The sequence below is a fragment of the Flavobacterium sp. genome, assembly GCF_046317795.1.
Classification (GTDB): domain Bacteria; phylum Bacteroidota; class Bacteroidia; order Flavobacteriales; family Flavobacteriaceae; genus Flavobacterium.
In genome coordinates this window covers 1-25,071 of record NZ_JBKCVI010000025.1, presented here as the reverse complement: position 1 = coordinate 25,071, position 25,071 = coordinate 1, and the positions used below count along the sequence as shown (strand labels likewise).

The window sequence follows — 25,071 nt, the reverse complement described above, 5'->3', positions numbered from 1 at the left end:
ACGAGAAAACTTCATCGCTTTTGATACTTCAACACAATCCCAATACCGATTTGGGTTTCCAGGGAATAAATTATTCGTTGATGAAACAGATAAAATAATCGAAGTCGTATCAAAATTAGACACCAATTATTTAGTCATCAGTGGCAGTTTGAATGAAGGTTTGCCAACCGATTTATATCAAAAAATAGCCGAAACAGCCAAAGCTTCGGGCATAAAAGTAATTGTAGATACCTCGGGAGAAGCTTTGCAAAAAGTGCTGGAAACTGGCGTTTATTTAATCAAACCCAATATTGGAGAACTCGCAAAACTCATCGGTATTGAACGACTAGAATTACTCGATGTTGAAAAAGGAGCAAAAAACTTAGTAGATAAAGGTGCTGCTGAAATTGTTGTAGTTTCCCTTGGTGCTGAAGGCGCCATTTTAGTTTCAAAAGAAACAACCAAATTTGTTCCTGCACCAAAAGTAGCAAAGAAAAGCACAGTGGGAGCTGGAGATAGCATGGTTGGAGGGATGGTTTGGGCTTTATCTCAAAATAAATCTTTAAAAGAAGTAATTCAAATAGGAGTTTGTTGCGGAACAGCGGCAACAATGAACGAAGGAACACAGCTTTTTAAAGTAGAAGATGTGGAAAAACTATTTAAAGAGATGCAATCTTAAATTTTAAACCATATAAGAAATTTAAGTTCATTTAAGAATTTATTTTTTTAACTATTATGCCTCACAGGGTATAATCTTAAAAAAAACCAACAACTTTTTCGCCATAGGGTCTTCACTATTTTTTCTAATTCCCCCTTTGGGGGTTAGGGGGCTTTAATCATTCAACTTCAACACCGCCATAAACGCTTCCTGAGGAATCTCAACATTTCCTACTAAACGCATTCTTTTCTTTCCTTTTTTCTGTTTTTCTAAAAGCTTACGCTTACGCGAAATATCACCACCATAACATTTGGCGGTAACGTCTTTACGCAACGCTTTTATGGTTTCACGAGCAATGATTTTAGCTCCAATTGCGGCTTGAATTGGAATATCAAATTGTTGTCTTGGGATTAACTCACGCAGTTTTTCACACATTTTTTTACCAATGGTATACGCGTTGCTTTCATGAATTAAAGCCGAAAGCGCATCAACCGATTGCGAATTTAACAAAACATCCAATTTCACTAATTTAGAAGCTCTCATGCCAATTGGGGAATAATCAAACGATGCATATCCTTTAGAAACCGTTTTCAATCGGTCATAAAAATCGAATACAATTTCCGCCAAAGGCATATCAAAATTCAACTCTACTCTTTCAGTGGTTAAGTAGGTTTGATTGGTAATTACACCCCGTTTTTCAATACACAAACTCATCACATTCCCAACGTAATCTGATTTGGTAATGATGGTTGCTTTTATAAATGGTTCTTCTACTCGGTCTAACCTTGATGGTTCTGGTAAATCGGATGGATTGTTAACTACAAATGGTGTTTCAGGATCTTTCTTAGTATACGCCAAATACGAAACGTTGGGAACCGTAGTAATTACCGTCATATCGTATTCGCGCTCCAAACGTTCCTGTATAATTTCTAAATGCAACATTCCTAAAAACCCGCAACGAAAACCAAAGCCCAACGCTGCAGAACTTTCGGGCAAAAAAACCAAGGAAGCGTCGTTCAATTGCAATTTTTCCATCGATGAACGCAAATCTTCATAATCATCCGTGTCAACCGGATAGATTCCGGCAAAAACCATTGGTTTTACATCTTCAAAACCGGTAATCATATTTGTTGTAGGTGTTTTGGCATCGGTAATCGTATCCCCAACTTTTACCTCTTTGGCTTCTTTTATTCCTGAAATCAAATACCCAACATCACCCGTCGAAATTACATCTTTTGGTACTTGGTTTAATTTCAAAGTTCCTACTTCATCCGCAAAATATTCATTGCCGGTAGCCATGAATTTTATCTTTTGTCCTTTTCGAATTTCACCATTTTTTATTCGGAAAATAACCTCAATTCCTCGAAACGGATTGTAATGCGAATCAAAAATCAAGGCCTGAAGCGGTTCCTCTTTTATACCTTTTGGTGGAGGAATTTTCTCAATTATGGCAGCCAAAATATTTTCCACACCAAAACCCGTTTTCCCCGAAGCGTGAATAATATCTTCTAATTTACAACCTAATAAATCAATAATATCGTCGCTCACTTCTTCCGGATTAGCACTTGGTAAATCCACTTTATTTAGCACTGGAATAATCTCCAAATCGTTTTCTAGAGCCAAATACAAATTTGAAATCGTTTGTGCCTGAATACTTTGCGCTGCATCTACAATCAATAAAGCGCCTTCACAAGCCGCAATAGAACGGGAAACTTCATACGAGAAATCAACGTGACCCGGAGTATCAATAAGGTTTAAAATATAATCTTCTCCTTTATATTTATATTCCATTTGAATGGCGTGACTTTTTATCGTAATTCCACGTTCGCGTTCCAAATCCATATTGTCGAGCAACTGCGCTTTTTCTTCACGAGCCGTAACGGTTTGGGTAGCACTCAACAATCGGTCTGCCAACGTACTTTTCCCGTGGTCAATATGGGCAATAATGCAAAAATTTCTAATATGCTTCATTCTCTTTATCTGTCAATTTTTTACTCCATACTGTTCGACCTGCGTCTCGAATGGGCAAAAATGCTTTCGCATTTAATCGGCAAATATAGCGCAAAGTTTTGAAACATATTCCTTTTAAACCATTAAGCAATTAAGAAAGTTAAGACTTAATGCGCCTTAATCCCTTAATGGTTCAAAAAATTGAATTTTAATTTTTCTATCTTTGCCCAAAATTAATAGTATGCCCAAAATAGGCAACATCATATTACCCGATTTCCCTTTACTTCTTGCACCTATGGAAGATGTGAGCGATCCACCTTTTCGCAGGTTGTGCAAATTGCATGGTGCCGATTTGATGTATTCCGAATTTATTTCTTCCGAAGGGCTAATTCGTGATGCTATAAAAAGCCGCATGAAGTTGGATATTTTCGATTACGAAAGACCCGTTGGCATTCAAATTTTTGGAGGCGATGAAGAAGCTATGGCAATGTCCGCGAAGATTGTCGATGCTGTTCAGCCCGATTTAATTGATATTAATTTTGGTTGTCCAGTAAAAAAAGTCGTTTGCAAAGGAGCCGGTGCTGGTGTTTTGAAAGATGTCGATTTGATGGTACGCTTGACCAAAGCCGTTATCAAAGGAACTAATTTACCAGTAACTGTAAAAACTCGTTTAGGCTGGGATGAAAATTCTATTAATATTGACGAAGTTGCCGAAAGATTACAAGATATTGGCGTACAAGCCTTAACCGTTCATGCCCGAACGCGTGCCCAAATGTATAAAGGAAGTGCCGATTGGTCACATATTGCCCGTGTGAAAAGTAATCCCCGAATAACGATGCCTATTTTCGGAAATGGCGATATCGATTCGCCTGAAAAAGCATTGGAATACAAAAATAAATTTGGTTTAGATGGCATGATGATTGGTCGCGCCGCCATTGGCTATCCTTGGATTTTTAACGAAATCAAACACTATTTCAAAACAGGGCAACATTTGGCACAACCTACCATGTTTGACAGAATTGAAGCCGCTCGAAATCATTTAACCTGGTCAATGGATTGGAAAGGAGAACGTGTTGGCATTGTTGAAATGCGCCGTCATTATACCAATTATTTCAAAGGAGTTTCTAACTTCAAAGAACATCGATTAAAATTGGTTACATTAGAAACGGCGGAAAGTTTATTCAAAGCTTTGGATGAAATTGAAGAAGTGTATGCAGATTATCAGTTTGTTTAATCCTATCGGACACAAAAATAAATTTAAAAACCATTAAGAGATTAAGAAAATTAAGTTTCGGTCAATTGATTCTTAATGAACCTTAATTTCTTAATGGTTTAGTTTTTTACCATATAAGGCATGAAAGTTTTTTTAATCCAACAGTTTTTTAGTCACTCGACTGCTGGCAATTAAACTAGCGATAAAACCAAGTAGGACTATTGTTCCGAAAACAATTAGGACATTCTGAAAAGTAAAAACCACCGGATAAGCCAACGATTCAGTTATCATTATTAGTTTATACTGTTGTTGAATTATAACAACAATAATTCCTAATCCTAATCCAATAACTCCCCCAATAATCGAAAGTAAAGTGCCTTGTAGTAGAAATATTTTCTTCAAATCTTTGATTTCTGAACCCAAATTAAACAAAGTTTTCAAATTACTTTTCTTGTCTAAAACCATCATAATCAAAGCACCAATTAAGTTAAAAAGTGCAATAATTATAACTAATGTAAATATCAAATAAACCGCAATGTTTTCGGTATTCAACATTTTATAAAGTGTAGCATTTTGTTGTGCTCTATTTTTAATTTCTGCTTTATTTTGAAAAATAGCATTTAATTTTTGTATAATATTAGTTTCGTCAACATTGGGTTTCAATTTAATTTCGATTCCTGAAACCTGATTGGATTGAAATTCCAACAATTGCTGAGCCAAAGCCAAATCACAAAAAACATATTTACTATCCAAATCTTCGCTTATGGCGTAAATCCCAACCGGAATTAAAGTGGTTTTATTAAAAGCATCGGCTTCACTTTCAATTACAGCTTTCCCTTTTCGAGGAACATAAACCTCAAAAGGATTGTTAAAATCAAATAGACCAAGTGATAATTTTTGGGAAATTCCATAACCAATAACTACTTGATAGGTGTTTGGTTTTAACCATTGGCCATTGAAAATGTTGTTTTGCGACAGTATATTTGTTTCAGTAAAATTAGCATCAACTCCTTTCAAATAGGTTACTTGTTCTTTTCCATCAAAAAAGAAAAGCACTCGTTCTTCAACAACTTTGCTAAAAGAAGCAATGTCTTTAAGGTTTTTTAATTGGTTTTCTTGTTTGGATGAAATAAAAAAAGATTTTCCAACATGAGGGATAACTTTTAAATCTGCATCAAAATCATTGGAAAAAGACAAACTGAAATCACGCAAACCACTAAAAACAGAAAGAACAACGAACAAAGCCATAGTGCCAACAATTATTCCCACAGAAGCAATGCCTGTAATGATATTGATAGCATTATTTTTACTCTTGCTAAAAAGGTATCGTTTAGCTATGTATAGCGAAAAATTCAAGTTAAAATTTCTTGCGTTTGTCTAAAAGTTCTCGGTTTTCAATTGGATTTTCTTTGCCTGCTAATGCATTGTCAATTTTTTCGATATAATCCAATGAATCATCAATGTAAAAAGCAAGATTAGGTACTTTACGCAACTGCAATTTTACCCGTTGCGACAAATCATGCTTGATTAAAGGCGCATTAGTCTTAATTGCCTCTAATAAATCTTTGGCCTTGTCTTGCGGAAAAACACTCAAATAAACCTTTGCAATAGACAAATCAGTAGTAACGGTTACTTTTGAAACAGAAATTATCAGGTTTGTAATGCCGTTTTTGCGGACTTCACCCTGTAAAATAGCTACTAAATCCTTTTGCAATACACTGCCTATTTTCTTTTGTCTATTAGTTTCCATGGCTCAAAAATACAATTTTTTTATAGCTACATAGGCACAAAGCCACAAAGTTTATTTCTAGAATGTCTGCTTTTCGTGTATTATAAAGTCTTTATTTTGTTTTATTATAAAAATCTTCGTGCCTTTGTGGCTTTGTAGCTAAATAAATTAATCATGAGAAAAATAGAACATATAGGTATCGCTGTGAAAAGTTTGGAAACTTCCAATTTGCTTTTTGAAAAACTATTTGGAAACGCACCCTATAAACAAGAGGAAGTTACCAGCGAAGGCGTGAAAACATCCTTTTTTATGAATGGCCCAAATAAAATTGAACTATTGGAAGCCACAAATCCTGAAAGTCCCATTGCCAAATTCCTTGAAAAAAAAGGAGAAGGAATTCATCACATTGCTTTTGATGTTGAAAATATTCTAACAGAAGTAACCCGTTTAAAAAATGAAGGCTTTACAATTCTAAATGAAACACCTAAAAAAGGTGCTGATAACAAACTTGTCGTTTTTTTGCATCCCAAAGGAACAAACGGTGTTTTGATTGAACTTTGTCAAGAAATCAACTAAAAAATAGTTGCATCAAATAAAAATTTGTGGTAATATTGCAACCTCAAAATAAAGTCCGCTTTATTCTTTGAACACCGATTAATAATATTATAATCTGTGAAGTAAACTGGTCCTATAGCTCAGTTGGTTAGAGCACCTGACTCATAATCAGGTGGTCCTTGGTTCGAGCCCAAGTGGGACCACAACGAAAAGACCTCCAGAATGAGGTCTTTTTTTAAATTGTTAAAATTTAGGATTAAACGAGGTTTTAATAATTATCATTTCATTAAGTTTGTCGATTAATTAAATAATTTGTTTTGGAGATTGGATTTTTTTTTTACTTTTACGCACTATGAGAATTGTCCCAAATAGAATTATAATCATAATGGTTGTGTTTTTGCTGCCTTTAACAAATGTTATAGCTGCTCCTGATCCACCACCACCATCTACACCGCCACCGCCACCAGGTCTGCCTTTGGATGGGGGTTTGTTTGTTTTAACAACTCTTTGTGTATTGTTCGCGTTTTATAAAATATATAGACTAAATACAAAAAAAGCATCCTAATAAAGGGATGCTTTTTACTTTACAAATTCACGAAAATTTAAAGCTATTGACTTAGTACATATAACCTGGCGACGTATTTTCCCACAACATCAAATTCCAAATTTATTTTTGTTCCGATTTTAAAATTCTTAAAATTTGTGTGTTCGTAAGTGTATGGAATTATAGCAACACTAAATTCATTTTCTTTTGAATTAACAACGGTCAAACTAACGCCATTAACAGTAATGGAACCTTTTTCGATAGTTATATTGTTTAATTTACTATCATACTCAAAGGTGAAATACCAACTTCCATTAGCTTCTTCAACAGATTTACAAATCCCTATTTGGTCAACATGTCCTTGAACAATGTGTCCATCTAGCCGATCGCCAAGTTTCATAGCGCGTTCTAAATTGAGTAAATCGCCAACTTTCCAATCACTAAGATTAGTTTTAATTATAGTTTCTTTAATCGCGGTTACTGTGTATTGCTCTTCGTTTATGGCCACAACAGTAAGACAAACACCGTTATGGGCAACACTTTGGTCAATTTTTAATTCATTGGTAATCGAAGATGAAACTGTTATATCAAGATTATCGTCATCGCTTTTAATTTCTTTTATAATTCCTAGGGTTTCAATTATTCCTGTAAACATTATGGTTTTATTTTACTAAATTTGCACTTCAAAATTAGCAATAAATAACTTGCCATTCCTATGAAAAAAGCAGAAAATATAATCGTTGGGATATCCATTGGAGATTTAAACGGTATTGGAAGCGAGGTTATCCTGAAGACATTTGAAGACTCTAGAATGTTAGAGCTTTGCACACCTGTTATTTTTGCCAATGTGAAAGTACTTTCTTTTATCAAAAAAACATTGGAACTAACAGCGCCACTTCATGGGATTGATAAATTAGACCAATTGGTTCTTGGCAAAATAAACGTTTTAAATATTTGGCGAGAAGGAGTTGAACTTAATTTTGGAGTAAATGATTCAACTATTGGAAAATATGCTATTCAATCATTTGTAGCAGCTACAAAAGCGCTAAAAGAAAATCAAATTGATGTACTGGTAACTGCACCAATCAACAAATACAATATCCAGTCAGAAGACTTCAAATTTCCTGGACATACTGATTATTTAGACAAAGAATTAGAAGGAAATGCTTTAATGCTTATGGTTCAAGATAATTTGAGAGTAGGTTTATTGACTGATCATATTCCCGTGAATGAGGTAGCCAAACACCTAACCGAAAAGCTAATTACTCAAAAAATTGAAACCATAAAACTGGCTTTAACACAAGATTTTGGAATAAACAAACCAAAGATTGCTGTACTTGCACTTAATCCTCATGCTGGAGATAATGGAGTTATTGGCAAAGAAGACGATGAAATCCTAAAACCAGCCATAAAAAAACTATATGCAAAAGGAACTTTGGTTTTTGGCCCTTATGCTGCTGATGGTTTTTTTGGAAGTAATCAATATGAAAAATACGATGCCGTTGTAGCTACTTATCACGATCAGGGATTAATTCCCTTTAAAACATTGTCTTTTGGTAATGGTGTAAATTATACTGCTGGATTGAATAAAATAAGAACTTCACCAGATCATGGAACCGCATACGAAATTGCTGGAAAAGGTATTGCCGATTATAACTCTCTCAAAGAAGCAGTTTATACCGCAATTGACATCTATAATTGTAGAAATCAATACCAAGAAATCAGCAAAAATCCCTTGAAAACAAAAGAAAAACAGTTATAAACAAAAAAATGTTTATAAGCATATTAAAATTACAATAATTTTATATCTTTGCACTCCCGAAATGTCGGCACAAATTGTTGTTTAGATGAAAAGTACGAATGAATATTTAATTCCTTTCATAGGATTAAAATTAGGAAAACATCAGTTTGGATTTAAAATAAATAAAAAGTTCTTTGACCAATTTAGTTTTGATGAATTCGAAAGTTCTGATATTTTGGCAGAAGTTGTTCTTGAAAAAAAGACAACTATGCTGGAAATCAATTTCAAACACAAAGGTACTGTTAATGTTCCCTGTGACTTGACTGGAGAATTATTTGATTTGCCTATTAAAGGAAAAATTAAATTAGTAGTTCAGTTTGGAGACGAATTCAACAATGACAATGATGAATTATTGATACTTCCACATGGAGAACATCAAATAGATTTATCGCAATACATTTATGAAATGATTGTTTTGTCTGTTCCTCACAAAAGAGTACATCCAGGGGTAAAAGATGGAACATTGCAAACAGAAACATTAAAAAAACTAAAAGAATTACAGGTTAAAAAAGTAAAAGAAGAAGCAAAAAAAGAAGATGATATTGACCCGCGTTGGGACAAATTAAAACAACTATTAACGGATAAATAATATAGTACAATGGCACATCCTAAGAGAAAAATCTCGAAAACAAGAAGAGATAAGAGAAGAACACATTATAAAGCAACTGTTGCAACAATTGCAACTTGTCCAGTAACCGGAGAAGCGCATTTATACCACAGAGCATACTGGCACGAAGGCAAAATGTATTACAGAGGTCAAGTAGTTATTGATAAATCAGTAGCTGTTGCATAATTAAAGTTTTTTACAAAACAAACTCTCACTTGGTGGGAGTTTTTTTGTTTTGAACCATTTAAACAAATATCCAATCCTAAAGACCTTAGGTTTAATTTTTTTTTGTAATTTCCACAACTTTTCAACAAGAAATTTTGGGAAGAAAAAATAGAATTTTTATGAATAAAATTACAGCCGCAATTACAGCAGTTGGAGCTTATGTCCCAGAATTTGTTCTTTCAAATCAAGTGCTAGAAACAATGGTTGACACCAATGATGAATGGATAACTACTCGCACTGGAATTAAAGAAAGACGGCTTTTAAAAGAAAAAAACAAAGGCACTTCTTATATGGCTATCAAAGCTGCTAAGAATTTAATTGCCAAATCCAACATCGACCCAAAAGAAATAGATTTAGTCATTATGGCAACTACAACGGCAGACATGCCTGTAGCTGCAACAGGAGTATTTGTAGCAACACAAATTGGAGCCATTAATGCATTTGCATACGACTTGCAGGCCGCATGTTCCAGTTTTCTTTATGGAATGTCAAATGCCGCTGCTTATATTGAATCTGGGCGATATAAAAAAATTCTACTAATAGGAGCTGATAAAATGTCCTCAATCATTGACTATACCGACAGAGCCACTTGCATCATTTTTGGAGATGGCGCTGGCGCTGTATTGTTTGAACCAAACTTTGAAGGTTTAGGATTGCAAGATGAGTATTTAAGAAGCGATGGTATTGGCAGAGACTATTTGAAAATTGATGCTGGTGGCTCTTTGCTTCCACCGTCAATTGAAACTGTTCAAAATAGGCAACACTTTGTTTTTCAAGATGGAAAAACAGTTTTCAAATACGCCGTTTCAGGAATGGCTGATGTAAGTGAAAAAATAATGGAGCGTAATAATTTAACCAAAGACGACGTTAACTGGTTAATCTCGCATCAAGCCAACAAAAGAATTATTGACGCCACTGCCAGTAGAATGGGACTAGATGAAGAAAAAGTATTGGTAAACATTCAAAAATATGGCAATACTACTTCCGCTACATTGCCTTTGTTATTGAGTGATTTTGAAAATAAATTTAAAAAAGGAGATAATTTAATTTTTGCCGCATTTGGAGGAGGATTCACTTGGGGTTCTATCTATTTAAAATGGGCATACTAACACTCGAGGCATTTGATATTAAGAAAATTAATTAATTGGAGCGCAGCGAAAAAAAACAATAAACTAATTCTAAAACTAACTAATTATGGATTTAAAAGAAATTCAAAACCTAATCAAATTTGTATCCAATTCTGGAGTTGCCGAAGTAAAGTTAGAGACCGGCGATATAAAAATTACTATCCGAACTACGTTAGAAGGTAATTCTCCTGATATTACTTATGTACAACAAGCACCAATGCAACAAGCTATAGCTGCACCAGTTGCCGCAATTCCTGCTGCTACACCAGCTGCCACACCAGCTGCAGTCGCAGATGACAATGCTAAATATGTTACTATAAAATCTCCAATGATTGGAACGTTCTATCGCAAACCTTCTCCAGACAAGCCAGTTTTTGTAGAAGTTGGAAATACAATTTCTAAAGGCGATGTGCTTTGTGTAGTTGAGGCGATGAAGTTATTCAACGAAATTGAGGCAGAAATCACGGGGAAAATTGTGAAAATTCTTGTGGATGATATGTCACCTGTTGAATTTGACCAACCCTTGTTCTTAGTTGACCCATCTTAAAAAGTTAGAAGTTGGAAGTTGGAAGTTGGAAGTTTTTCCAACAACTAATTTTTGATTGATACCTATTCAAATTGTCTAATTATCTAATTACATAAAGATGTTTAAAAAAATATTAATTGCCAATAGAGGGGAAATTGCACTTCGTGTCATTAGAACTTGCCGCGAAATGGGCATTAAAACTGTGGCTGTATACTCGACTGCCGATGCAGAAAGTTTGCATGTAAGGTTTGCTGACGAAGCCGTGTGCATAGGTCCTCCGCCAAGTAATTTATCCTACTTGAAAATGTCAAATATTATTGCCGCTGCAGAAATTACAAATGCTGATGCGATACATCCAGGGTATGGTTTCCTTTCTGAAAATGCTAAGTTTTCTAAAATTTGTCAAGAACATGGTATCAAATTTATTGGTGCATCACCTGAAATGATTGACAGGATGGGAGATAAAGCTTCTGCAAAAGCAACGATGAAAGCCGCTGGAGTTCCTTGTGTTCCTGGTTCGGAAGGTATTTTAGAATCATACGAACAGGCCGAAAAAATTGCCGATGAGTTTGGTTATCCAGTAATGCTAAAAGCTACCGCTGGTGGTGGCGGAAAAGGAATGCGTGCCGTTTGGAAAAAAGAAGATTTGCTAAAAGCGTGGGAAAGTGCTCGTCAAGAGTCGGCTGCGGCTTTTGGCAATGATGGTATGTATTTAGAAAAACTGATTGAAGAACCAAGACATATTGAAATTCAAGTTGTGGGTGATTCATACGGAAAAGCATGTCACTTGTCTGAAAGAGATTGTTCGGTGCAACGCCGTCATCAAAAATTGACTGAGGAAACACCATCGCCTTTTATGACGGATGATTTGCGAAATAAAATGGGTGAAGCGGCTGTAAAAGCTGCCGAATTCATTAAATATGAAGGTGCGGGAACAGTAGAGTTCTTGGTGGATAAACACCGGAATTTCTATTTTATGGAAATGAATACTCGTATTCAAGTAGAGCATCCTATCACGGAACAAGTGATTGATTATGATTTGATTCGGGAACAGATTTTAGTAGCTGCTGGTGTGCCTATTTCGGGTAAAAATTATTTACCACAGTTACATTCTATAGAATGTCGAATTAATGCTGAAGATCCATATAATGACTTTAGACCATCGCCAGGGAAAATTACCGTTTTGCATTCTCCAGGAGGGCATGGAGTACGTTTAGATACTCACGTTTACGCCGGGTACACTATTCCGCCCAACTATGACTCGATGATTGCTAAGTTGATTACAACTGCGCAAACTAGAGAAGAAGCTATCAATAAAATGAAACGTGCGCTGGATGAATTTGTGATTGAAGGTATTAAAACGACCATACCGTTCCACAGACAGTTGATGGATGAACCGGATTATGTAGCTGGAAATTATACTACGAAGTTTATGGAAACGTTTAAAATGAACGACCCGGAATAAATTGAAAGCCCAACTTGAGAAAGTTGGGTTTTTTGTTTATTATTTATTTGAGGGAAAAACTAGGTAGCTGCACTATTACTCCAGTTTACTATTCAAATACCCTTACTGGTTCCTCCATAACCCCAACTGGATACAGAAAAACCCTTGCTGGTTGCTCTATCACCCCTACTGGATACAGAAAAACCCTTACTGGTTACTCTGTCACCCCAACTGAATACTAAAAAACCCTTGCTGGTTGCCCTATCACCCTAACTGAATACAGAAAAACCCCAATTGAGGATGGTATCACCCTTGTTGAGTTTTTTAACCGCGATGTGCGCAAAGGTTCTTTTGCCACGGATTAAACGGATTTTGAAGATTTTTTAACCACAAAGCTCACAAAGATTTACGCGAAGTGCGCAAAAGTTTTTTTTGCCACGGATTAAACGGATTTTAAAGATTTTATAATGGTGAAGTGCGCAAAGGTTTATGCTAAGAGTGCGAAGATTTTTTTGCTACGGATTTAAGGGGTTTTGTTTTAATTGGCAAATTGTTAAACATTAGTTAAAATCTTACTTTTTGAATTTTTAGGCATGCGTTTTGTGATTTTTGGGTTAATGGCTTTTGAACTATTTTTCTATTAATTAATTGTTTCACCTAAAAAATTTAAATTATGAATGCGAATGTAAAAATTGAAGAAGTTGCTCCTTATGGCGATTTTGTGTTGACGAGTTATACTCGTGATTTTGATGCTATTAAAGCTAAGTTTCCTAAAATGGATAATGCTTTTAAAGAAGGGTTTGTTGCAAAACTTGATTTTGTAAAGGAATTGGAGAGTAGTTTGGTTCTTACTGAGAGCCAAAAGGCGGTTACCGAAAGTTTGTATGCTGAGGCAAAAAGATTGAATACAGACTTGAATTTTTTGAGTGCTTATTTTGCTGATGCTTCGTTGAACACTGCCATTGTTACTGGTTTGAAAAATGATTTGTTAAACCGCAATATTGAAGGTGCTATTTTGAAGATAGAGAGTGTTAAACAATTTGTTGTTAGTAACCAAGATTCACTAGTAGCACAAGGAATGGATGCTAATTTTGCTGATGTATTGACGGATTATAAAGTAAGTTTGACTCAGAAGAACAACGAGCAAAATGAGCTTTTTAATAACCGCAAGCAACTAACGGATGCTAACCAAGTTCATTATGATGAGCTATTGAAAATGATTAAAAAAATTGTTAGAAATGGCAAGTTGGTTTTTAAAGGGAGTGTTACTCAGGATGAATATACCACTGGAAAAATAGTGCAGCGCATGAGAGCGGCGAAGAAGAAAGCGGAAGGTGATTTGAACTAGGATTTTAGGTTTTTTTTGTTTGGAGAAGCTCAATGATTTATTTTATTGGGCTTTTTTTAGTTGCTCTTTTAATGATTGGTTTTCTTCTTCGAGTTTGTTGTTGTACTTTACGATGATTTCAAAAGCATTTTGTGGCATTGTTACAATTTGAATACCTATTGAGCTATCATTAATAGTGCAGTTTTCATTTTTGGCATTGCTTGAATTATTAACTTCTTTAATTTCTTCAACAGGGACTTCTAGCGTTTTTGCAAAACGGTTCCATTCTTCGTCGCTTATAGGAGATTTGCCTCTTTCTTTTCTAGAATAGGTGGTTTGTTCCATGGCTATTTTGAGTGCCATTTGTTTTTGAGTTAGTCCCTTTGCTTTTCTTGCCTAACTAAGTTTTTGTTGTTCCATAATACTAAAGTTTAGTATACAAATATACATTTAATTTCTTTTTAAGCAAGTTTATGCGCTATTATGCGCTTAAAATATATCCTAAGAAAATTGGTGGTTTATTGTAAAACGCAAGAATTTTTGAATGAAATTTATAAAATGTAACTACTCAAACTATTTTATTATGAAAAAAATTATTTTATTATTTGTGTTTTGTGTTTCAAATACTTTACTGGGACAATATTCTATTGACCCTAATGAAGAATCAGCATTACCACCTTATAATGGAACTTGTTCAATTAATGGAGTAAATGTTACTGGTATAGGTTTATCTACACAGCCATATCAAAATCCTACTAGTCCTGCAAACAATACTTGTCAACCATCTGCATCATTTAATGGAAATGGAGCATCAACTTGGTATGGAGCTATTGTCTTTAATTTTAGTACTCCTGTTACAAGTTTTAGAGTCCCATTTTCAAGTGTTGACAATTATATATTTGCAAATGGATTTCCTAATCCAGACAGAGTTTTTGTTTCAACAAATACCTTAGGTACAATTTCTTTTTCAAACCTCTGTGGTGTCATTTCGAATGGCAATAATCTCATTTGTAGTCTACCAACCGTAGCGCCAACTGTAACAAATTATGGAAATGTCGCTGTTACAATAAGATCTACAATTCCCTTTACTTCAATTTCATTTGACAATATTGGAACTTCTAGTTGGGTCTCAAATCCATGTAAAATCACAAATATAATTATTTGTCGAGCAGGCAATAATGCACCTAATATAAGTTCAACAAGCATAAGTAATATTTGTCCTAATAGTGGTGTAAATTTGAATAGTATTACGGCTAGTAATCAACCTGCAAACACTAACTTAACTTGGCATACTTCTACTCCTGCAAATGGAACAAGTTTAGTTAGTAATCCAGCAAGTGTTCTAGCTGGTACTTACTATGCAGCATTTTATGATACAGTGAATAATTGTTATAGTCCAACATCTATAGCAGTTACAGCCACAACAAGTCAATGCTTATCAGATTTGAGTATTACTAAAAATATCAATAATACTATTCCTTTAGTTGGTAGTACTGTTACATTTACATTAACCGCTACAAATACAGGCCCAAGCTCTGCAACAGGTGTAGTAGTAACAGATAATATGCCCTCGGGCTTTACTCTGGTTAGTGCCACTCCTAGTGCAGGAACTTGGATGACTCCTTTTTGGAACATTGGAAATTTGGCCACTGGAGCTACTGCAACTATGTCAATTGTTGCTACAGTAAACCCTTTGGGAAGTCACATTAATGTTGCAACCATTGCAGGTAATCAAACGGATCCCTATCTTAAGAATAATCGTGCTGAAAGAGGTGCTGGAGTAATTTATGCTGCACCTGATAATTTTTCATCAACAACTATAAATGGCTGTTTAGGTGGAAGTTCAGCTTCAGTGTTAAGTAATGATTGGTATAATGATGCTATAATTAATCCTACGCAACTAGGAATGCCAACTGTATCTCTTGTAAATAATGGAGGATTAATAGGTGCAACAATCAACAATAATGGAATAATTACAGTTCCACCAAGTAGTGTTTTTGGAACCTACACTCTTACTTATAGTATTTGTAATTATTGGGTGGCTACAAATTGTTCTCAAACAACAGTGATAATAAAAGTAGGAGGTCTTCCAATTGTAGCAACTAATGATAATTTCACTGCTCCTATTAACACTTTGACAGGAGGTACAACTCTTAGCGTTTTAAGTAACGATACTACAAATGGTGTTCAAGCAACCAATAGTAATGTTACTGTTTCATTTGTGTCAGTTACACCTTCAATATTACCATTGCCAACTATAAATAGTAATGGAATTATTTCATTTCCTCCTGGTGTCACAATAGGGAGCTATGATTTAATATATAAAATTGTTGATAATAGTTGCACATTGAATTTTACAACAGCTATTGTAAGAATTATTGTTGCAGAGCAAATAATAGTTACACCTCAATTGGTTGCTGGAACTCGTGCAAATGCTGTTGTTCAAAATGTGGATACTCAAAGTACAGGAAGAATAATAATCACAGGCGGTTTTGGAACTTATAATGGTGTATCTAGTAGTAATATAGCTCGTTTAAATTTGAATTTAACATTGGATACAAGTTTTATTAGCACCGGTCCAACACAAACAAAGTCTGTACCACTAGACATGAAAGTTATTAAGAACAGTGGGGTAAATTATAATAAAGTAATATTAGTGGGAAACTTTAGTGGATTTAATGGAGGATCAACTGGTACAGGTATTATAAGGTTAAATGCAGACGGGTCTCCTGATACTACCTTTAATACTATTCCAACTCCAAATACTGATGGCATTTCAGGATCTAACTCTGTAGTTTATTGTTGTTACATATATCCAGATGGTAGTGGTGTAAATACTGGTAAAATATTAATAGGAGGTATGTTTACTTCATATAATGGTACAGCTCGACATAGAATTGCTAGATTACACCCAGATGGGGCTATAGATTTATCGTTTAATCCTAATATTTTTAGTAGCGACCCTAATTATTCTGGGCCTGGATTTAATAGTGCCCCTAATGAAATTCTTGTTCAACCTGACAGCAAAATACTAGTCGGTGGCTATTTTAATTATTTTAACGGAGTTTTAGTTAATTGTTTAACACGATTAAATAATGACGGAACAATTGATTTGAACTTCAATAATTTTGTAGGTGCAAATAGAGGATTAACAAAAAACATTGTTGATGGTTTCTTTGATACTCATATTGAAGATATCGTTTTGGATAACAATAATAATATTGTAATTGGTGGTGTATTTCAATTTTATAATGGTACCAGTAGAAATAACATTGTGCGTTTATTTCCAAGCGGTTTACTTGATCCAACCTTTGCCGTAGGGACAGCATTTAATAACACCGTTTTAAATACATCTACTAACACCTATGGTTTAGTGAGAGATTTGGATATTGATGGCACAAAGATTTATGCATCAGGCGATTTTAGCGGTTATCAAGGAACAAATTGTGATGAAATGATACGACTTAACTCTAATGGAAGCAGAGATACACAAGGATTTGGACTAGCAAGTGGTGGAACTAACGGAACGGTATGGTGTATGGAGCGTCAAGGTGATGGTAAAATCATCATTGGTGGCAAGTTTACTACTTATAATGGATTATCAGCATTAAATGTGACTCGAATTTTTCCATCAGGAAGTAGTACAGAAGCTAAAACTAGCTCTATTTTTTATGATGCAGAACCTGATGCCACTACTATTGAAAATGACGATATCATTACATTTTATCCTAATCCTAGTAATGGGCTATTTTACATAACTAGTAAAGATTTAAGTCAAAATAATTTGACTATTACAGTTTATAGCGTTTTAGGGCAAAAAGTATTTAGACAGGATGTTATACTAAATAAAGAGAATGAATTAAATTTATTGAGCTTGAAAAAAGGAACCTATTTTATTACCTTTACTGCTGAAAGTAAAACCATCACTAAAACTATTATTATAAAATAATTCATTCATGAAAAGCTACTTTTTATTAGTATTGCTTGTATCTGTAAAAGGATTGGCACAAGCTGGTTCGTTTGACATGAATTTTGACACCGATGGTAAAAACACCAATTGTGTTTCTCAATATTTTGCTGCCTTAGCTTCTCATTTTCAATCAAATGGTAAAATTGTAACTTTTGGACTTAATGAAAATTACTGCTCTACTATCTTGAATAGATTTAATGGCGATGGCAGTTTGGATACAAGCTTTGGTACTAATGGGTTTGTTAGAAACTCTATTTGTTCTGTGTTTACTAATGGTGGTTATTATCCTCAAGATATGATTATTCAGCCCGATGATAAAATTATTATCATGGGATTACAACAAAATAATACATATCCTAATGCCTATTGGGTAGCACGATTGCTACCTGATGGTGCATTAGACCCAAGTTTTAGTGAAGATGGTTATTTGGATTTGAGTTTTGGCACTATGCAAGATAGGGGTACTTGTGTGGCACTTCAAGCCGATGGTAAAATACTTTTAGGTGGCACTTCGGGCAGTACCGCACAATATTTTACGGTTGCAAGAATGCTAAATAACGGTAGTTTAGACCCTGATTTTGGGATAAATGGTGTAGTTCAAACTCCTTTTTCGGGTACTGAAAGTTTTGCTAATTGTATTGCTGTGCAACAGGATGGGAAAATAATTTTAGGTGGTTATACCATAAATGCCCCCTTTGCTAAGGATTTTGCTATGACACGATATTTTGCAAATGGAAATTTAGATACTTCATTTGGAGTAAACGGAAAGGTTGTTACTACTGTTAACACTAGTTTTTCAGATTATATAGATAAAATAGTGTTTGACTCACAAGGAAGAATAATAGCTAGTGGTTGTTCTTCGTTTGAAGTAAATTATAAACTTGCTATGGCACGTTACACTAGTACAGGTTTGTTAGACACGTCTTTTGGCAACAATGGTATTGTAGTTTCCAGTTATCCGAGCAGATTTTCTGATGTAGCGTTACAAGTTGATGGTAAAATTATTTTAGCTGGTGGATTTGATGCAGATGTTTTTACTGTTTTGAGGTATTTGAATAACGGAGTTATTGACACCAGTTTTGGAACTAATGGTTTTGTAGATGGTAACTTTCAAGTTACTAATGGATATGCGTCATCCGTCCTAATCCAACCCGACAATAAAATAGTGGTTACAGGCGGTGTTGCCAGTCCCGACAATACTTTGAGCTGTTCTGCCATCATCCGTTTAAACCCTGGCACTTTGTCCAATGAAGAGTATATTAATCTTTTGGTGAAATTATATCCCAACCCAACCAGTGGTGTTGTGTTTTTTGATAATAGTGAGAGCTTGTATGAAAAAGTGAGTGTTTATAATTACTTGGGGCAAGAGGTTATGAAATCCTTCAATTGCGCCCAGGGAGACAATGCATCTTTTGACTTGAGTAATCTTTCTAATGGAGTTTATCTCGTCAAGTTTAAGGGAAATGGCAGGAATGGCGTGGAAAAAATTGTGAAAGGTAATAATTAAAAAAAACACATCATCACGATGAGATTTTTTTGTTTTACAAAGTTTCCTTCAACCATTTATAAAACTCTCGTTGCCATACTAAACCGTTTTGTGGTTTGAGCACCCAGTGGTTTTCTTCGGGGAAGTAAAGCAAACGGCTTTTTATGCCACGCAATTGTGCCGCTTGAAAAGCTTCTTGAGCTTGCCCTATTGGTACACGAAAGTCTAATCCGCCTTGTATGATTAGGATTGGTTTGTTCCATTTATCCACAAAATTGATTGGGTTGAACTGAGTGTATGATTTTTGTGCCGCAACATTGTCTTTCTCCCAATACGCACCCCCAAAATCCCAGTTGTTAAAGAATATTTCTTCGGTAGTCCCAAACATACTTTGGGTATTGAAAACGCCGTCGTGTGCAATGAATGTTTTAAAACGGTTGTTGTGTATTCCAGCTAGATAAAACACGGAATAGCCACCATAGCTTGCTCCTATGCAACCCAAGCGCGCTTTATCAACATAACTTTCTTTGGCTACATCATCAATAGCGGAAAGGTAATCGTCCATCACTTGTCCTCCCCAATCTTTGGAAATTTGTTCGTTCCAAGCTTGTCCGTGTCCATACATTCCTCTTCTGTTTGGCGCTACAACTATATATCCTTGCGAAGCCATCAACGAAAAATTCCAACGGAAGGAATAAAACTGTGTCAAAGGCGATTGTGGTCCGCCTTGGCAATATAATAGCGTTGGGTATTTTTTGGTTTTATCAAAATTGGGCGGAAGAATAACCCAAACCAACATTTTTTTATTGTCGGTTGTAGTTACATAACGTCTTTCGTATTTTGGCAAAGCTAATTTAGCATAGGTTTCTTCATTGGTTTTCGTCAATGGTAACCAAGTTTTTTTCTTGGTATTGTAAGAATAGATTTCCAAAGCATGGTTCATGTCGGTTCTAGTCAAGATAAAGTTCTCGCCAGAAACATCTACGATATCATGCACATCAAAATCGCCAGCTGTTACTTGGTTCACCAATACTGCGATTTTTGTCAATCCTGGGAAGTTTACTTCAAATAGTTGTTGGGTTCCATCTACAGCCGCAAGGAAATACACTTTCTTCCCGTCTGCACTCCATTTAAAGCTTTCTACTGAACCATCCCAAGCGGCAGTCAAATTGATATTCATTCCTTTAAAACGGACGATGATATCGTTTTTATCGGCTTCATAGCCATCGCGTTTCATTTGTAACCAAGTTAAATCGCCCGTTGGAGAAAAAGCTGGATTGGTATCGTAACCTGCATTACTTTCGGTTAGATTTTTGGTGGTTTTTGTTTCTAAATTGTACTCGTACAAATCCGTATTGGTAGAAACAGCATAAGCGGTTCCAAATTTCTTTTTACACACATAAATAATGCTTTTCCCAGAAGGTGTCCAAATAAAATCCTCATCGCCTCCAAATGGTTTTTGCGGACTATCAAAAGGTTCGTCTTTCATGATGTCAATTTGTGTAGCTTGTTCTTTGTTTTCGGCATAGAAAACGTGGTTGTGTGTTCCGTTATTCCAAGTGTCCCAATGGCGGTAATCGAGACCGTTATAGATTTGTGCATCGGCTTTTTGCAAATCGGGATAAAAATCTTTTCCGAATACTTTTTCGGTTTTTACTTCTTGAGAAGACAAAATATAGTTGCCGTCAGCAGAAACGTTTTTATCTGCCAACAAATCTTTGGTGTCTTTTACTTCGATAGGATTACCTCCAGAAAGTGGAATAGTGTAAAATTTACTATTGGATTTGTTTTCTTCCACCGAAGGCGTACTCACTTTATAAACAACTGATTTTTTATCTTTTGAAATACCAAGTGCAGTTAGACGGTTTAATTTCCAGAGTGTTTCGGGTGATAACACTTGTTGTGAATATGTCATTTGTATTATTATGATGGTGAAGAAAAAAGTTGTTTTTTTCATGGGTTTCTGAAAATGTTTTATGAATAAATGGTTACGGTTTTTTATGCTATTTATTTACTATTCTGCTATTATTTGTAAAAAAATAATATATATATAATATATTGAAAAGCTGTTGTTATGTTATATTTTTTAGCATAAACAACTTTGACTATATTACTTACAGCAAAACAAATTTATACAAAAAAAGGCCGTAAAAACAGCCTTTTATATGAATAAGTAGAATATTACCTTTTTAATTTAAAGAATATTATTTCGCCTAAATCATTAGTTCCAGCTACTGTAACATCGGTATATGTTAATGAAACAATGGTAAAAACAGTTTCAAATTCAATATTTCCTTCGGTATATGTTAACTTAATTTCCTTATTGATTACCTCATAATCCCCGTTTATAACATCGTTTACACAATTAGAACCATTTGCTTCAAAATCATTAGAAGTATACGTTCCGTCTGGGTGAAATTCAAGATTGTCTTTTTCACAATTTGTGGTATTTACATAATCTTGATAAATAACTATATTTTGAGTATTAATAGTTCCTTGTTTATCAAAAAACCATTTTCCAGAAATGTAATCGGGAGTTGTATAGGTTACATCGTCTTCTGAATCACAAGCTATTGCGAAAAAAGACAGAAACACTATTGTTAAAATTATTTTTTTCATATTTAAACTTTTAATGCAATTGATAGAACTTTTATCAAAGCAATAATTAATTTTTAATTTCCTCCAATAACTTGAATATTATCAACTTGGTATAATGTTGTAACACCTGTATTAGTTCCTCCCTGATATCTGAAAGAAAAGTGTACATTGGTTCCTGATATTGAAGACGTATTTACAAACATTTCATAAAAATTTGTAGCAAATCCATCATCGGTAATGCTTGGAATGTTTGTTGTTAATTCTGTCCAAGTTGCCGCATTTATAGAAGCCACATCGCCAAGACCATTATAATTAGTAGAATACCAAACCGTTAATGCTAAACCTTCCCAAAAAGCTGTTTTAATACCAAATTTTAATATATCGTTTGCTGAATTGTTAAGGTTAATTGCAGGTGTAATCAAACGAACATCACCATTGGTGTCTGAGGTGCCAAATAAAGACATTTGTGCATATTTATTATTGCTAAATATTCTTGCTTCCCAACGTTCTGGATTAGCTTGAGTACTGTTCATTGATCTATTACTCCATCCTGGAAGACTAATAAAAGCTCCATTCCCAAGGTTATTAATACTTTCAAAATCTTGGCTAAAAAAAGCTGGATATTGCAAAAAACGAGCTTGACTCAATTGTATATCACTTTCATAACGAGCAACAAACTGGAAGGTGTCACCAAATTTGGTTAATATACCTCTAATTTTTCCACTACCAGATGGTACTGTTTTATTAGCAAATCCAGCAAAGCTACTAGTTCTAAAAACTAATTTTGTACCAAATCTATCGGTAATCAAGTGGTTTGTAGCACCACCTACATCAATGGTTTGATTGTAATAAGTATCGCTTACAGCATCATCGACAAATTGCACACCATCAATTTCAATAAGTTTGTTGATGTTTGCGTTTTTAGCAACATCTAGTAAAGAAATGCTTTGTACTAATTCCGTTTCGCTTTTTATTTTACACGAATTAAATAATGACGCTCTTACTTGTAGTCTTGATAATCTTCCTACACCAGCTTCTCCAGATGAGTTAACAAATAAACCACCTATTCTCATACCATCATTTGAAATATCAGTATATAAACCTTGCATTTTGATAAAGATTTTGCTTCCTACTTCAAAGCTAGCAAATGTAGCTTCTATATCCATAGGAACGCTAAATGCTTTTGAACCATCTAATGTTTGGAAAGAAACGCTTTTGTAAAAATTTCCTTCTTTATCGCTTGAAACTACATAGGCCTCAATTATATCATCTTGTGTATATTGAGTTACAATTGAAGAAGCAGGAATTTGACTAACTTGTTTTGTTACTTGAAGTGTTTCTCCAACGCAATCAAAACTAGGAGTTGTGTATTGGTCGTCTACACAACTTATTGCTGAAATTGCTATAAAAGCAAGTGATAATATTGATTTTAAAAAATTTGTTTTCATATCTATTTTTTTTTAGAAATTTATGTAAAAGTTAAAAAAGTAGGTTCTTCCGAAACCATAAAAATATCTTGGTGCAAACGAAGGTGTTCCGCTAGCTTGATCTTGATTTAATTCTCTGAAATTTGCGTTTCTTGCTTGTTCAAAACCACCAGTTTTGTATTGCACATCAAAGATATTATTTAATGTAGCAAATAAACCAAGAGTTACAGGGTTTTTTCCTGAAACTCTCCAAGACTTCCCTCCTGTTAAATTTACAAGAGTGTAAGGGTCAAACTTTTCTTGTGCTAATAATTGATCTAATCTTGATTGAGTAATTTCAGGGAAAGGTTGTCCTGTTACCGAAGCAGGATTTCTGACAAACGACTGGGTTCTTAAAACAGATGATACATCAAGATAAGTATCTGAAAGATAGTTAACATTGGCACCCACCCACCAGAATTTTGGGTCTCTATATTCAATTCCAAGAGCATAAGCTTGTTGAGGCATTCCTGGTTGTCTGTAATTTTTTAAATTTGATTCACCTAAGTTTACCAATGGAGACAAACCTTGTGAAGCTCTAGTGTCGTCATTTAAAACTACGTTTGTATTGTTGCTGTAAATATATTCTCCGTAAGATGCTGCAAGCGTTGCTTTTAATGTAGATGTTATTTGGTATTCTAAACCAAGTTCAGCGCCAATGTTAAACTTGTCTAAACCAGTAACGATTTCGGCAACAAAGGCATCACCACCGTCACCATCAAGGTCTTCAAATGCGCCTTCTGCAAAGAAAAATGATGTTTCTGTAGCATCTTTAATATTAGACATAAATCCGGTAATCCTTCCTTTGAATTTTGGTGTTTTAACTGTATATGATGCATCAATATTAGATACAATTTCGCTCCTTAAATTTCGAATGGGTTCGTTGCTTAAACGAGCATTAAAGAACACATTTCGCATTGATGGTGCTTTAGACATATACAATCCGTTTAGTGTAATGAATTGTTTACCTGAAATTTTATAGGTTAATCCTCCTTTAAATCCAAAATTATCAAAGTCAATCTTATCACTTTTGCCTAATGAACTGTTTGGATAAATACCGTTTTTGTATAATCCTTCTCTTTGATATTCTTTTCTACTGAATGATTGTGAGATGAAAAAATCAATTTTCTTATAAACAAATTTAAATTGTGTGAAAGCATCTATATGATTGGCAAATAAATTATAGTTGTAGCCAAACTTATCTCCTACACGAACTTCTCTGTTTGGATTGTTCAAATCGGTAAATTGACTTGTACCCGTTTGAAATGGGTCAATGTCTAGGTAGTAATCTCCGCCTAACAAGTCTGTTAAGTACTGAAAGTTTGCTGATCTAAGATTGCTGTAACTAAGTCCACCATTTAAAGATATATTATCTGAAAGTTGACTGCTTAAAATAGTATTGGCAGTAAATAATTTATCATCTGTTCTATCTTCATAAAGAACATATTTACTTCTTCCAGGTGTTCTTATTTCAGAGCCATCAGGATTAATCCCTACTAGATCTGTATTAATACGATACATTGAGTCCCAATCTATCTGTCTGTTGGTTAAAAAAGGAGCCGAAAGCGCACCTAACAAATCTGGAGTTGGTAAACCACCAAGTCCACCTGGCTGATAAGCGGTTATTGGCACAAATGCGGGGTCATTTTCGTATAAAGAAGTAAAATAACTAGGAAGATTTCTATAATATGTAGGATCAGGGTTTGGCACGTTTTGAAAATCTATTCTTGAATTTCCAATTTTACCAAACTGATACATTACGTTGGATGTCAATTGTGTTTTATCATTGATTTTCCAATAATGTGTCAACATATTAATCGGCTCTTCAACTTCTCTATCACGAGAATTTCGCTTTTCCCCATCTTG

At 34.6% G+C, this 25,071-nt stretch carries 19 protein-coding genes, 1 tRNA gene and 2 pseudogenes; 13 read left to right on the top strand and 9 right to left on the bottom strand.

Annotated elements, in window-relative coordinates; all coding sequences use genetic code 11:
• A partial coding sequence (locus ACK5ON_RS01820) for a 1-phosphofructokinase family hexose kinase (protein ID WP_409819300.1) occupies window positions 1-658 on the top strand: 658 nt, incomplete at its 5' end.
• Window positions 659-811: 153 nt separating this feature from the next.
• Here ACK5ON_RS01820 and lepA read toward each other — a convergent pair.
• The gene (gene lepA / locus ACK5ON_RS01815) at window positions 812-2,608 is read right to left on the bottom strand and encodes a translation elongation factor 4 (protein WP_409819297.1); all 1,797 of its coding nucleotides are present in this window, start codon (window positions 2,606-2,608) and stop codon (window positions 812-814) included.
• A gap of 220 nt (window positions 2,609-2,828) precedes the next feature.
• On the opposite strand from lepA, the gene dusB reads away from it, so the two are divergent.
• Window positions 2,829-3,821 (top strand): tRNA dihydrouridine synthase DusB, encoded by a 993-nt coding sequence (gene dusB, locus ACK5ON_RS01810; RefSeq protein ID WP_396173094.1) that lies wholly within the window; start codon window positions 2,829-2,831, stop codon window positions 3,819-3,821.
• A gap of 132 nt (window positions 3,822-3,953) precedes the next feature.
• Here dusB and ACK5ON_RS01805 read toward each other — a convergent pair whose 3' ends face one another.
• Both ACK5ON_RS01805 and rbfA read right to left on the bottom strand, forming a co-directional pair.
• Window positions 3,954-5,156 carry an ABC transporter permease gene (locus tag ACK5ON_RS01805; protein ID WP_409819295.1) on the bottom strand — a complete coding sequence of 401 codons (1,203 nt, stop codon included), beginning with the start codon at window positions 5,154-5,156 and terminating at the stop codon, window positions 3,954-3,956.
• 1 nt (window position 5,157) lies between these two features.
• Entirely contained in the window at window positions 5,158-5,550 is a 393-nt protein-coding gene (rbfA, locus tag ACK5ON_RS01800; protein WP_396173091.1) for a 30S ribosome-binding factor RbfA, read from the bottom strand.
• A 153-nt stretch (window positions 5,551-5,703) separates the two neighbouring features.
• Here rbfA and mce point away from each other — a divergent pair, with 153 nt between their 5' ends.
• Window positions 5,704-6,105, top strand: a complete 402-nt coding sequence (gene mce / locus ACK5ON_RS01795; protein ID WP_396173090.1) for a methylmalonyl-CoA epimerase — start codon at window positions 5,704-5,706, stop codon at window positions 6,103-6,105.
• A 108-nt stretch (window positions 6,106-6,213) separates the two neighbouring features.
• A tRNA-Ile gene (locus tag ACK5ON_RS01790) sits at window positions 6,214-6,287 on the top strand.
• A 405-nt stretch (window positions 6,288-6,692) separates the two neighbouring features.
• On the opposite strand, the gene ACK5ON_RS01785 is transcribed toward ACK5ON_RS01790, so the two are convergent.
• Complete coding sequence (locus ACK5ON_RS01785; protein ID WP_396173088.1) at window positions 6,693-7,283, bottom strand: riboflavin synthase; 591 nt, start codon at window positions 7,281-7,283, stop codon at window positions 6,693-6,695.
• A gap of 60 nt (window positions 7,284-7,343) precedes the next feature.
• On the opposite strand from ACK5ON_RS01785, the gene pdxA reads away from it, so the two are divergent.
• The 7 genes from pdxA to ACK5ON_RS01750 all read left to right on the top strand — a co-directional run bounded on the left by pdxA (window position 7,344) and on the right by ACK5ON_RS01750 (window position 13,706).
• On the top strand, window positions 7,344-8,390 hold the full coding sequence (gene pdxA / locus ACK5ON_RS01780; RefSeq protein ID WP_409819292.1) for a 4-hydroxythreonine-4-phosphate dehydrogenase PdxA: 1,047 nt from the start codon (window positions 7,344-7,346) through the stop codon (window positions 8,388-8,390).
• Between the two features lie 85 nt (window positions 8,391-8,475).
• On the top strand, window positions 8,476-9,018 hold the full coding sequence (locus ACK5ON_RS01775; protein ID WP_396173084.1) for a YceD family protein: 543 nt from the start codon (window positions 8,476-8,478) through the stop codon (window positions 9,016-9,018).
• Between the two features lie 9 nt (window positions 9,019-9,027).
• Window positions 9,028-9,222 (top strand): 50S ribosomal protein L32, encoded by a 195-nt coding sequence (gene rpmF, locus ACK5ON_RS01770; protein WP_342694841.1) that lies wholly within the window; start codon window positions 9,028-9,030, stop codon window positions 9,220-9,222.
• 158 nt (window positions 9,223-9,380) lie between these two features.
• Complete coding sequence (locus tag ACK5ON_RS01765) at window positions 9,381-10,370, top strand: beta-ketoacyl-ACP synthase III (protein WP_409819290.1); 990 nt, start codon at window positions 9,381-9,383, stop codon at window positions 10,368-10,370.
• A gap of 85 nt (window positions 10,371-10,455) precedes the next feature.
• Window positions 10,456-10,935, top strand: a complete 480-nt coding sequence (gene accB, locus ACK5ON_RS01760; RefSeq protein ID WP_396173080.1) for an acetyl-CoA carboxylase biotin carboxyl carrier protein — start codon at window positions 10,456-10,458, stop codon at window positions 10,933-10,935.
• Window positions 10,936-11,032: 97 nt separating this feature from the next.
• A complete protein-coding gene (accC, locus tag ACK5ON_RS01755) occupies window positions 11,033-12,379 on the top strand; it encodes an acetyl-CoA carboxylase biotin carboxylase subunit (protein WP_409819287.1) in 1,347 nt (448 codons plus the stop codon).
• Window positions 12,380-13,031: 652 nt separating this feature from the next.
• The gene (locus tag ACK5ON_RS01750) at window positions 13,032-13,706 is read left to right on the top strand and encodes a hypothetical protein (protein WP_409819286.1); all 675 of its coding nucleotides are present in this window, start codon (window positions 13,032-13,034) and stop codon (window positions 13,704-13,706) included.
• Between the two features lie 42 nt (window positions 13,707-13,748).
• Here ACK5ON_RS01750 and ACK5ON_RS01745 read toward each other — a convergent pair.
• Window positions 13,749-14,069 (bottom strand): annotated as a pseudogene (locus tag ACK5ON_RS01745) (helix-turn-helix transcriptional regulator); the annotation flags it as partial.
• A 199-nt stretch (window positions 14,070-14,268) separates the two neighbouring features.
• Here ACK5ON_RS01745 and ACK5ON_RS01740 point away from each other — a divergent pair.
• Entirely contained in the window at window positions 14,269-17,634 is a 3,366-nt protein-coding gene (locus ACK5ON_RS01740; RefSeq protein WP_409819284.1) for a T9SS type A sorting domain-containing protein, read from the top strand.
• Window positions 17,635-17,641: 7 nt separating this feature from the next.
• Window positions 17,642-19,162, top strand: coding sequence for a T9SS type A sorting domain-containing protein (locus ACK5ON_RS01735; protein WP_409819282.1), 1,521 nt, complete (start codon window positions 17,642-17,644; stop codon window positions 19,160-19,162).
• A gap of 34 nt (window positions 19,163-19,196) precedes the next feature.
• Here ACK5ON_RS01735 and ACK5ON_RS01730 read toward each other — a convergent pair whose 3' ends face one another.
• The 4 genes and pseudogenes from ACK5ON_RS01730 to ACK5ON_RS01715 form a co-directional block, all read right to left on the bottom strand.
• The gene (locus ACK5ON_RS01730) at window positions 19,197-21,098 is read right to left on the bottom strand and encodes a S9 family peptidase (RefSeq protein WP_409819280.1); all 1,902 of its coding nucleotides are present in this window, start codon (window positions 21,096-21,098) and stop codon (window positions 19,197-19,199) included.
• 224 nt (window positions 21,099-21,322) lie between these two features.
• A complete protein-coding gene (locus ACK5ON_RS01725; RefSeq protein ID WP_409819278.1) occupies window positions 21,323-21,760 on the bottom strand; it encodes a hypothetical protein in 438 nt (145 codons plus the stop codon).
• Between the two features lie 53 nt (window positions 21,761-21,813).
• Window positions 21,814-23,187, bottom strand: a complete 1,374-nt coding sequence (locus tag ACK5ON_RS01720; RefSeq protein WP_409819275.1) for a DUF5689 domain-containing protein — start codon at window positions 23,185-23,187, stop codon at window positions 21,814-21,816.
• A 12-nt stretch (window positions 23,188-23,199) separates the two neighbouring features.
• Window positions 23,200-25,071, bottom strand: a pseudogene (locus tag ACK5ON_RS01715) (TonB-dependent receptor); the annotation flags it as partial.

Excerpts from the sequence above, each read along its gene's own strand:
- lepA (WP_409819297.1), bottom strand. The coding sequence starts at position 2,608 with ATGAAGCATATTAGAAATTTTTGCATTATTGCCCATATTGACCACGGG.
- mce (WP_396173090.1), top strand. The coding sequence starts at position 5,704 with ATGAGAAAAATAGAACATATAGGTATCGCTGTGAAAAGTTTGGAAACT.
- accB (WP_396173080.1), top strand. The coding sequence starts at position 10,456 with ATGGATTTAAAAGAAATTCAAAACCTAATCAAATTTGTATCCAATTCT.
- rbfA (WP_396173091.1), bottom strand. The coding sequence starts at position 5,550 with ATGGAAACTAATAGACAAAAGAAAATAGGCAGTGTATTGCAAAAGGAT.
- rpmF (WP_342694841.1), top strand. The coding sequence starts at position 9,028 with ATGGCACATCCTAAGAGAAAAATCTCGAAAACAAGAAGAGATAAGAGA.
- pdxA (WP_409819292.1), top strand. The coding sequence starts at position 7,344 with ATGAAAAAAGCAGAAAATATAATCGTTGGGATATCCATTGGAGATTTA.
- ACK5ON_RS01720 (WP_409819275.1), bottom strand. The coding sequence starts at position 23,187 with ATGAAAACAAATTTTTTAAAATCAATATTATCACTTGCTTTTATAGCA.
- ACK5ON_RS01775 (WP_396173084.1), top strand. The coding sequence starts at position 8,476 with ATGAAAAGTACGAATGAATATTTAATTCCTTTCATAGGATTAAAATTA.
- ACK5ON_RS01730 (WP_409819280.1), bottom strand. The coding sequence starts at position 21,098 with ATGAAAAAAACAACTTTTTTCTTCACCATCATAATAATACAAATGACA.
- ACK5ON_RS01725 (WP_409819278.1), bottom strand. The coding sequence starts at position 21,760 with ATGAAAAAAATAATTTTAACAATAGTGTTTCTGTCTTTTTTCGCAATA.
- dusB (WP_396173094.1), top strand. The coding sequence starts at position 2,829 with ATGCCCAAAATAGGCAACATCATATTACCCGATTTCCCTTTACTTCTT.
- ACK5ON_RS01750 (WP_409819286.1), top strand. The coding sequence starts at position 13,032 with ATGAATGCGAATGTAAAAATTGAAGAAGTTGCTCCTTATGGCGATTTT.
- ACK5ON_RS01735 (WP_409819282.1), top strand. The coding sequence starts at position 17,642 with ATGAAAAGCTACTTTTTATTAGTATTGCTTGTATCTGTAAAAGGATTG.
- ACK5ON_RS01740 (WP_409819284.1), top strand. The coding sequence starts at position 14,269 with ATGAAAAAAATTATTTTATTATTTGTGTTTTGTGTTTCAAATACTTTA.
- ACK5ON_RS01765 (WP_409819290.1), top strand. The coding sequence starts at position 9,381 with ATGAATAAAATTACAGCCGCAATTACAGCAGTTGGAGCTTATGTCCCA.
- accC (WP_409819287.1), top strand. The coding sequence starts at position 11,033 with ATGTTTAAAAAAATATTAATTGCCAATAGAGGGGAAATTGCACTTCGT.
- ACK5ON_RS01785 (WP_396173088.1), bottom strand. The coding sequence starts at position 7,283 with ATGTTTACAGGAATAATTGAAACCCTAGGAATTATAAAAGAAATTAAA.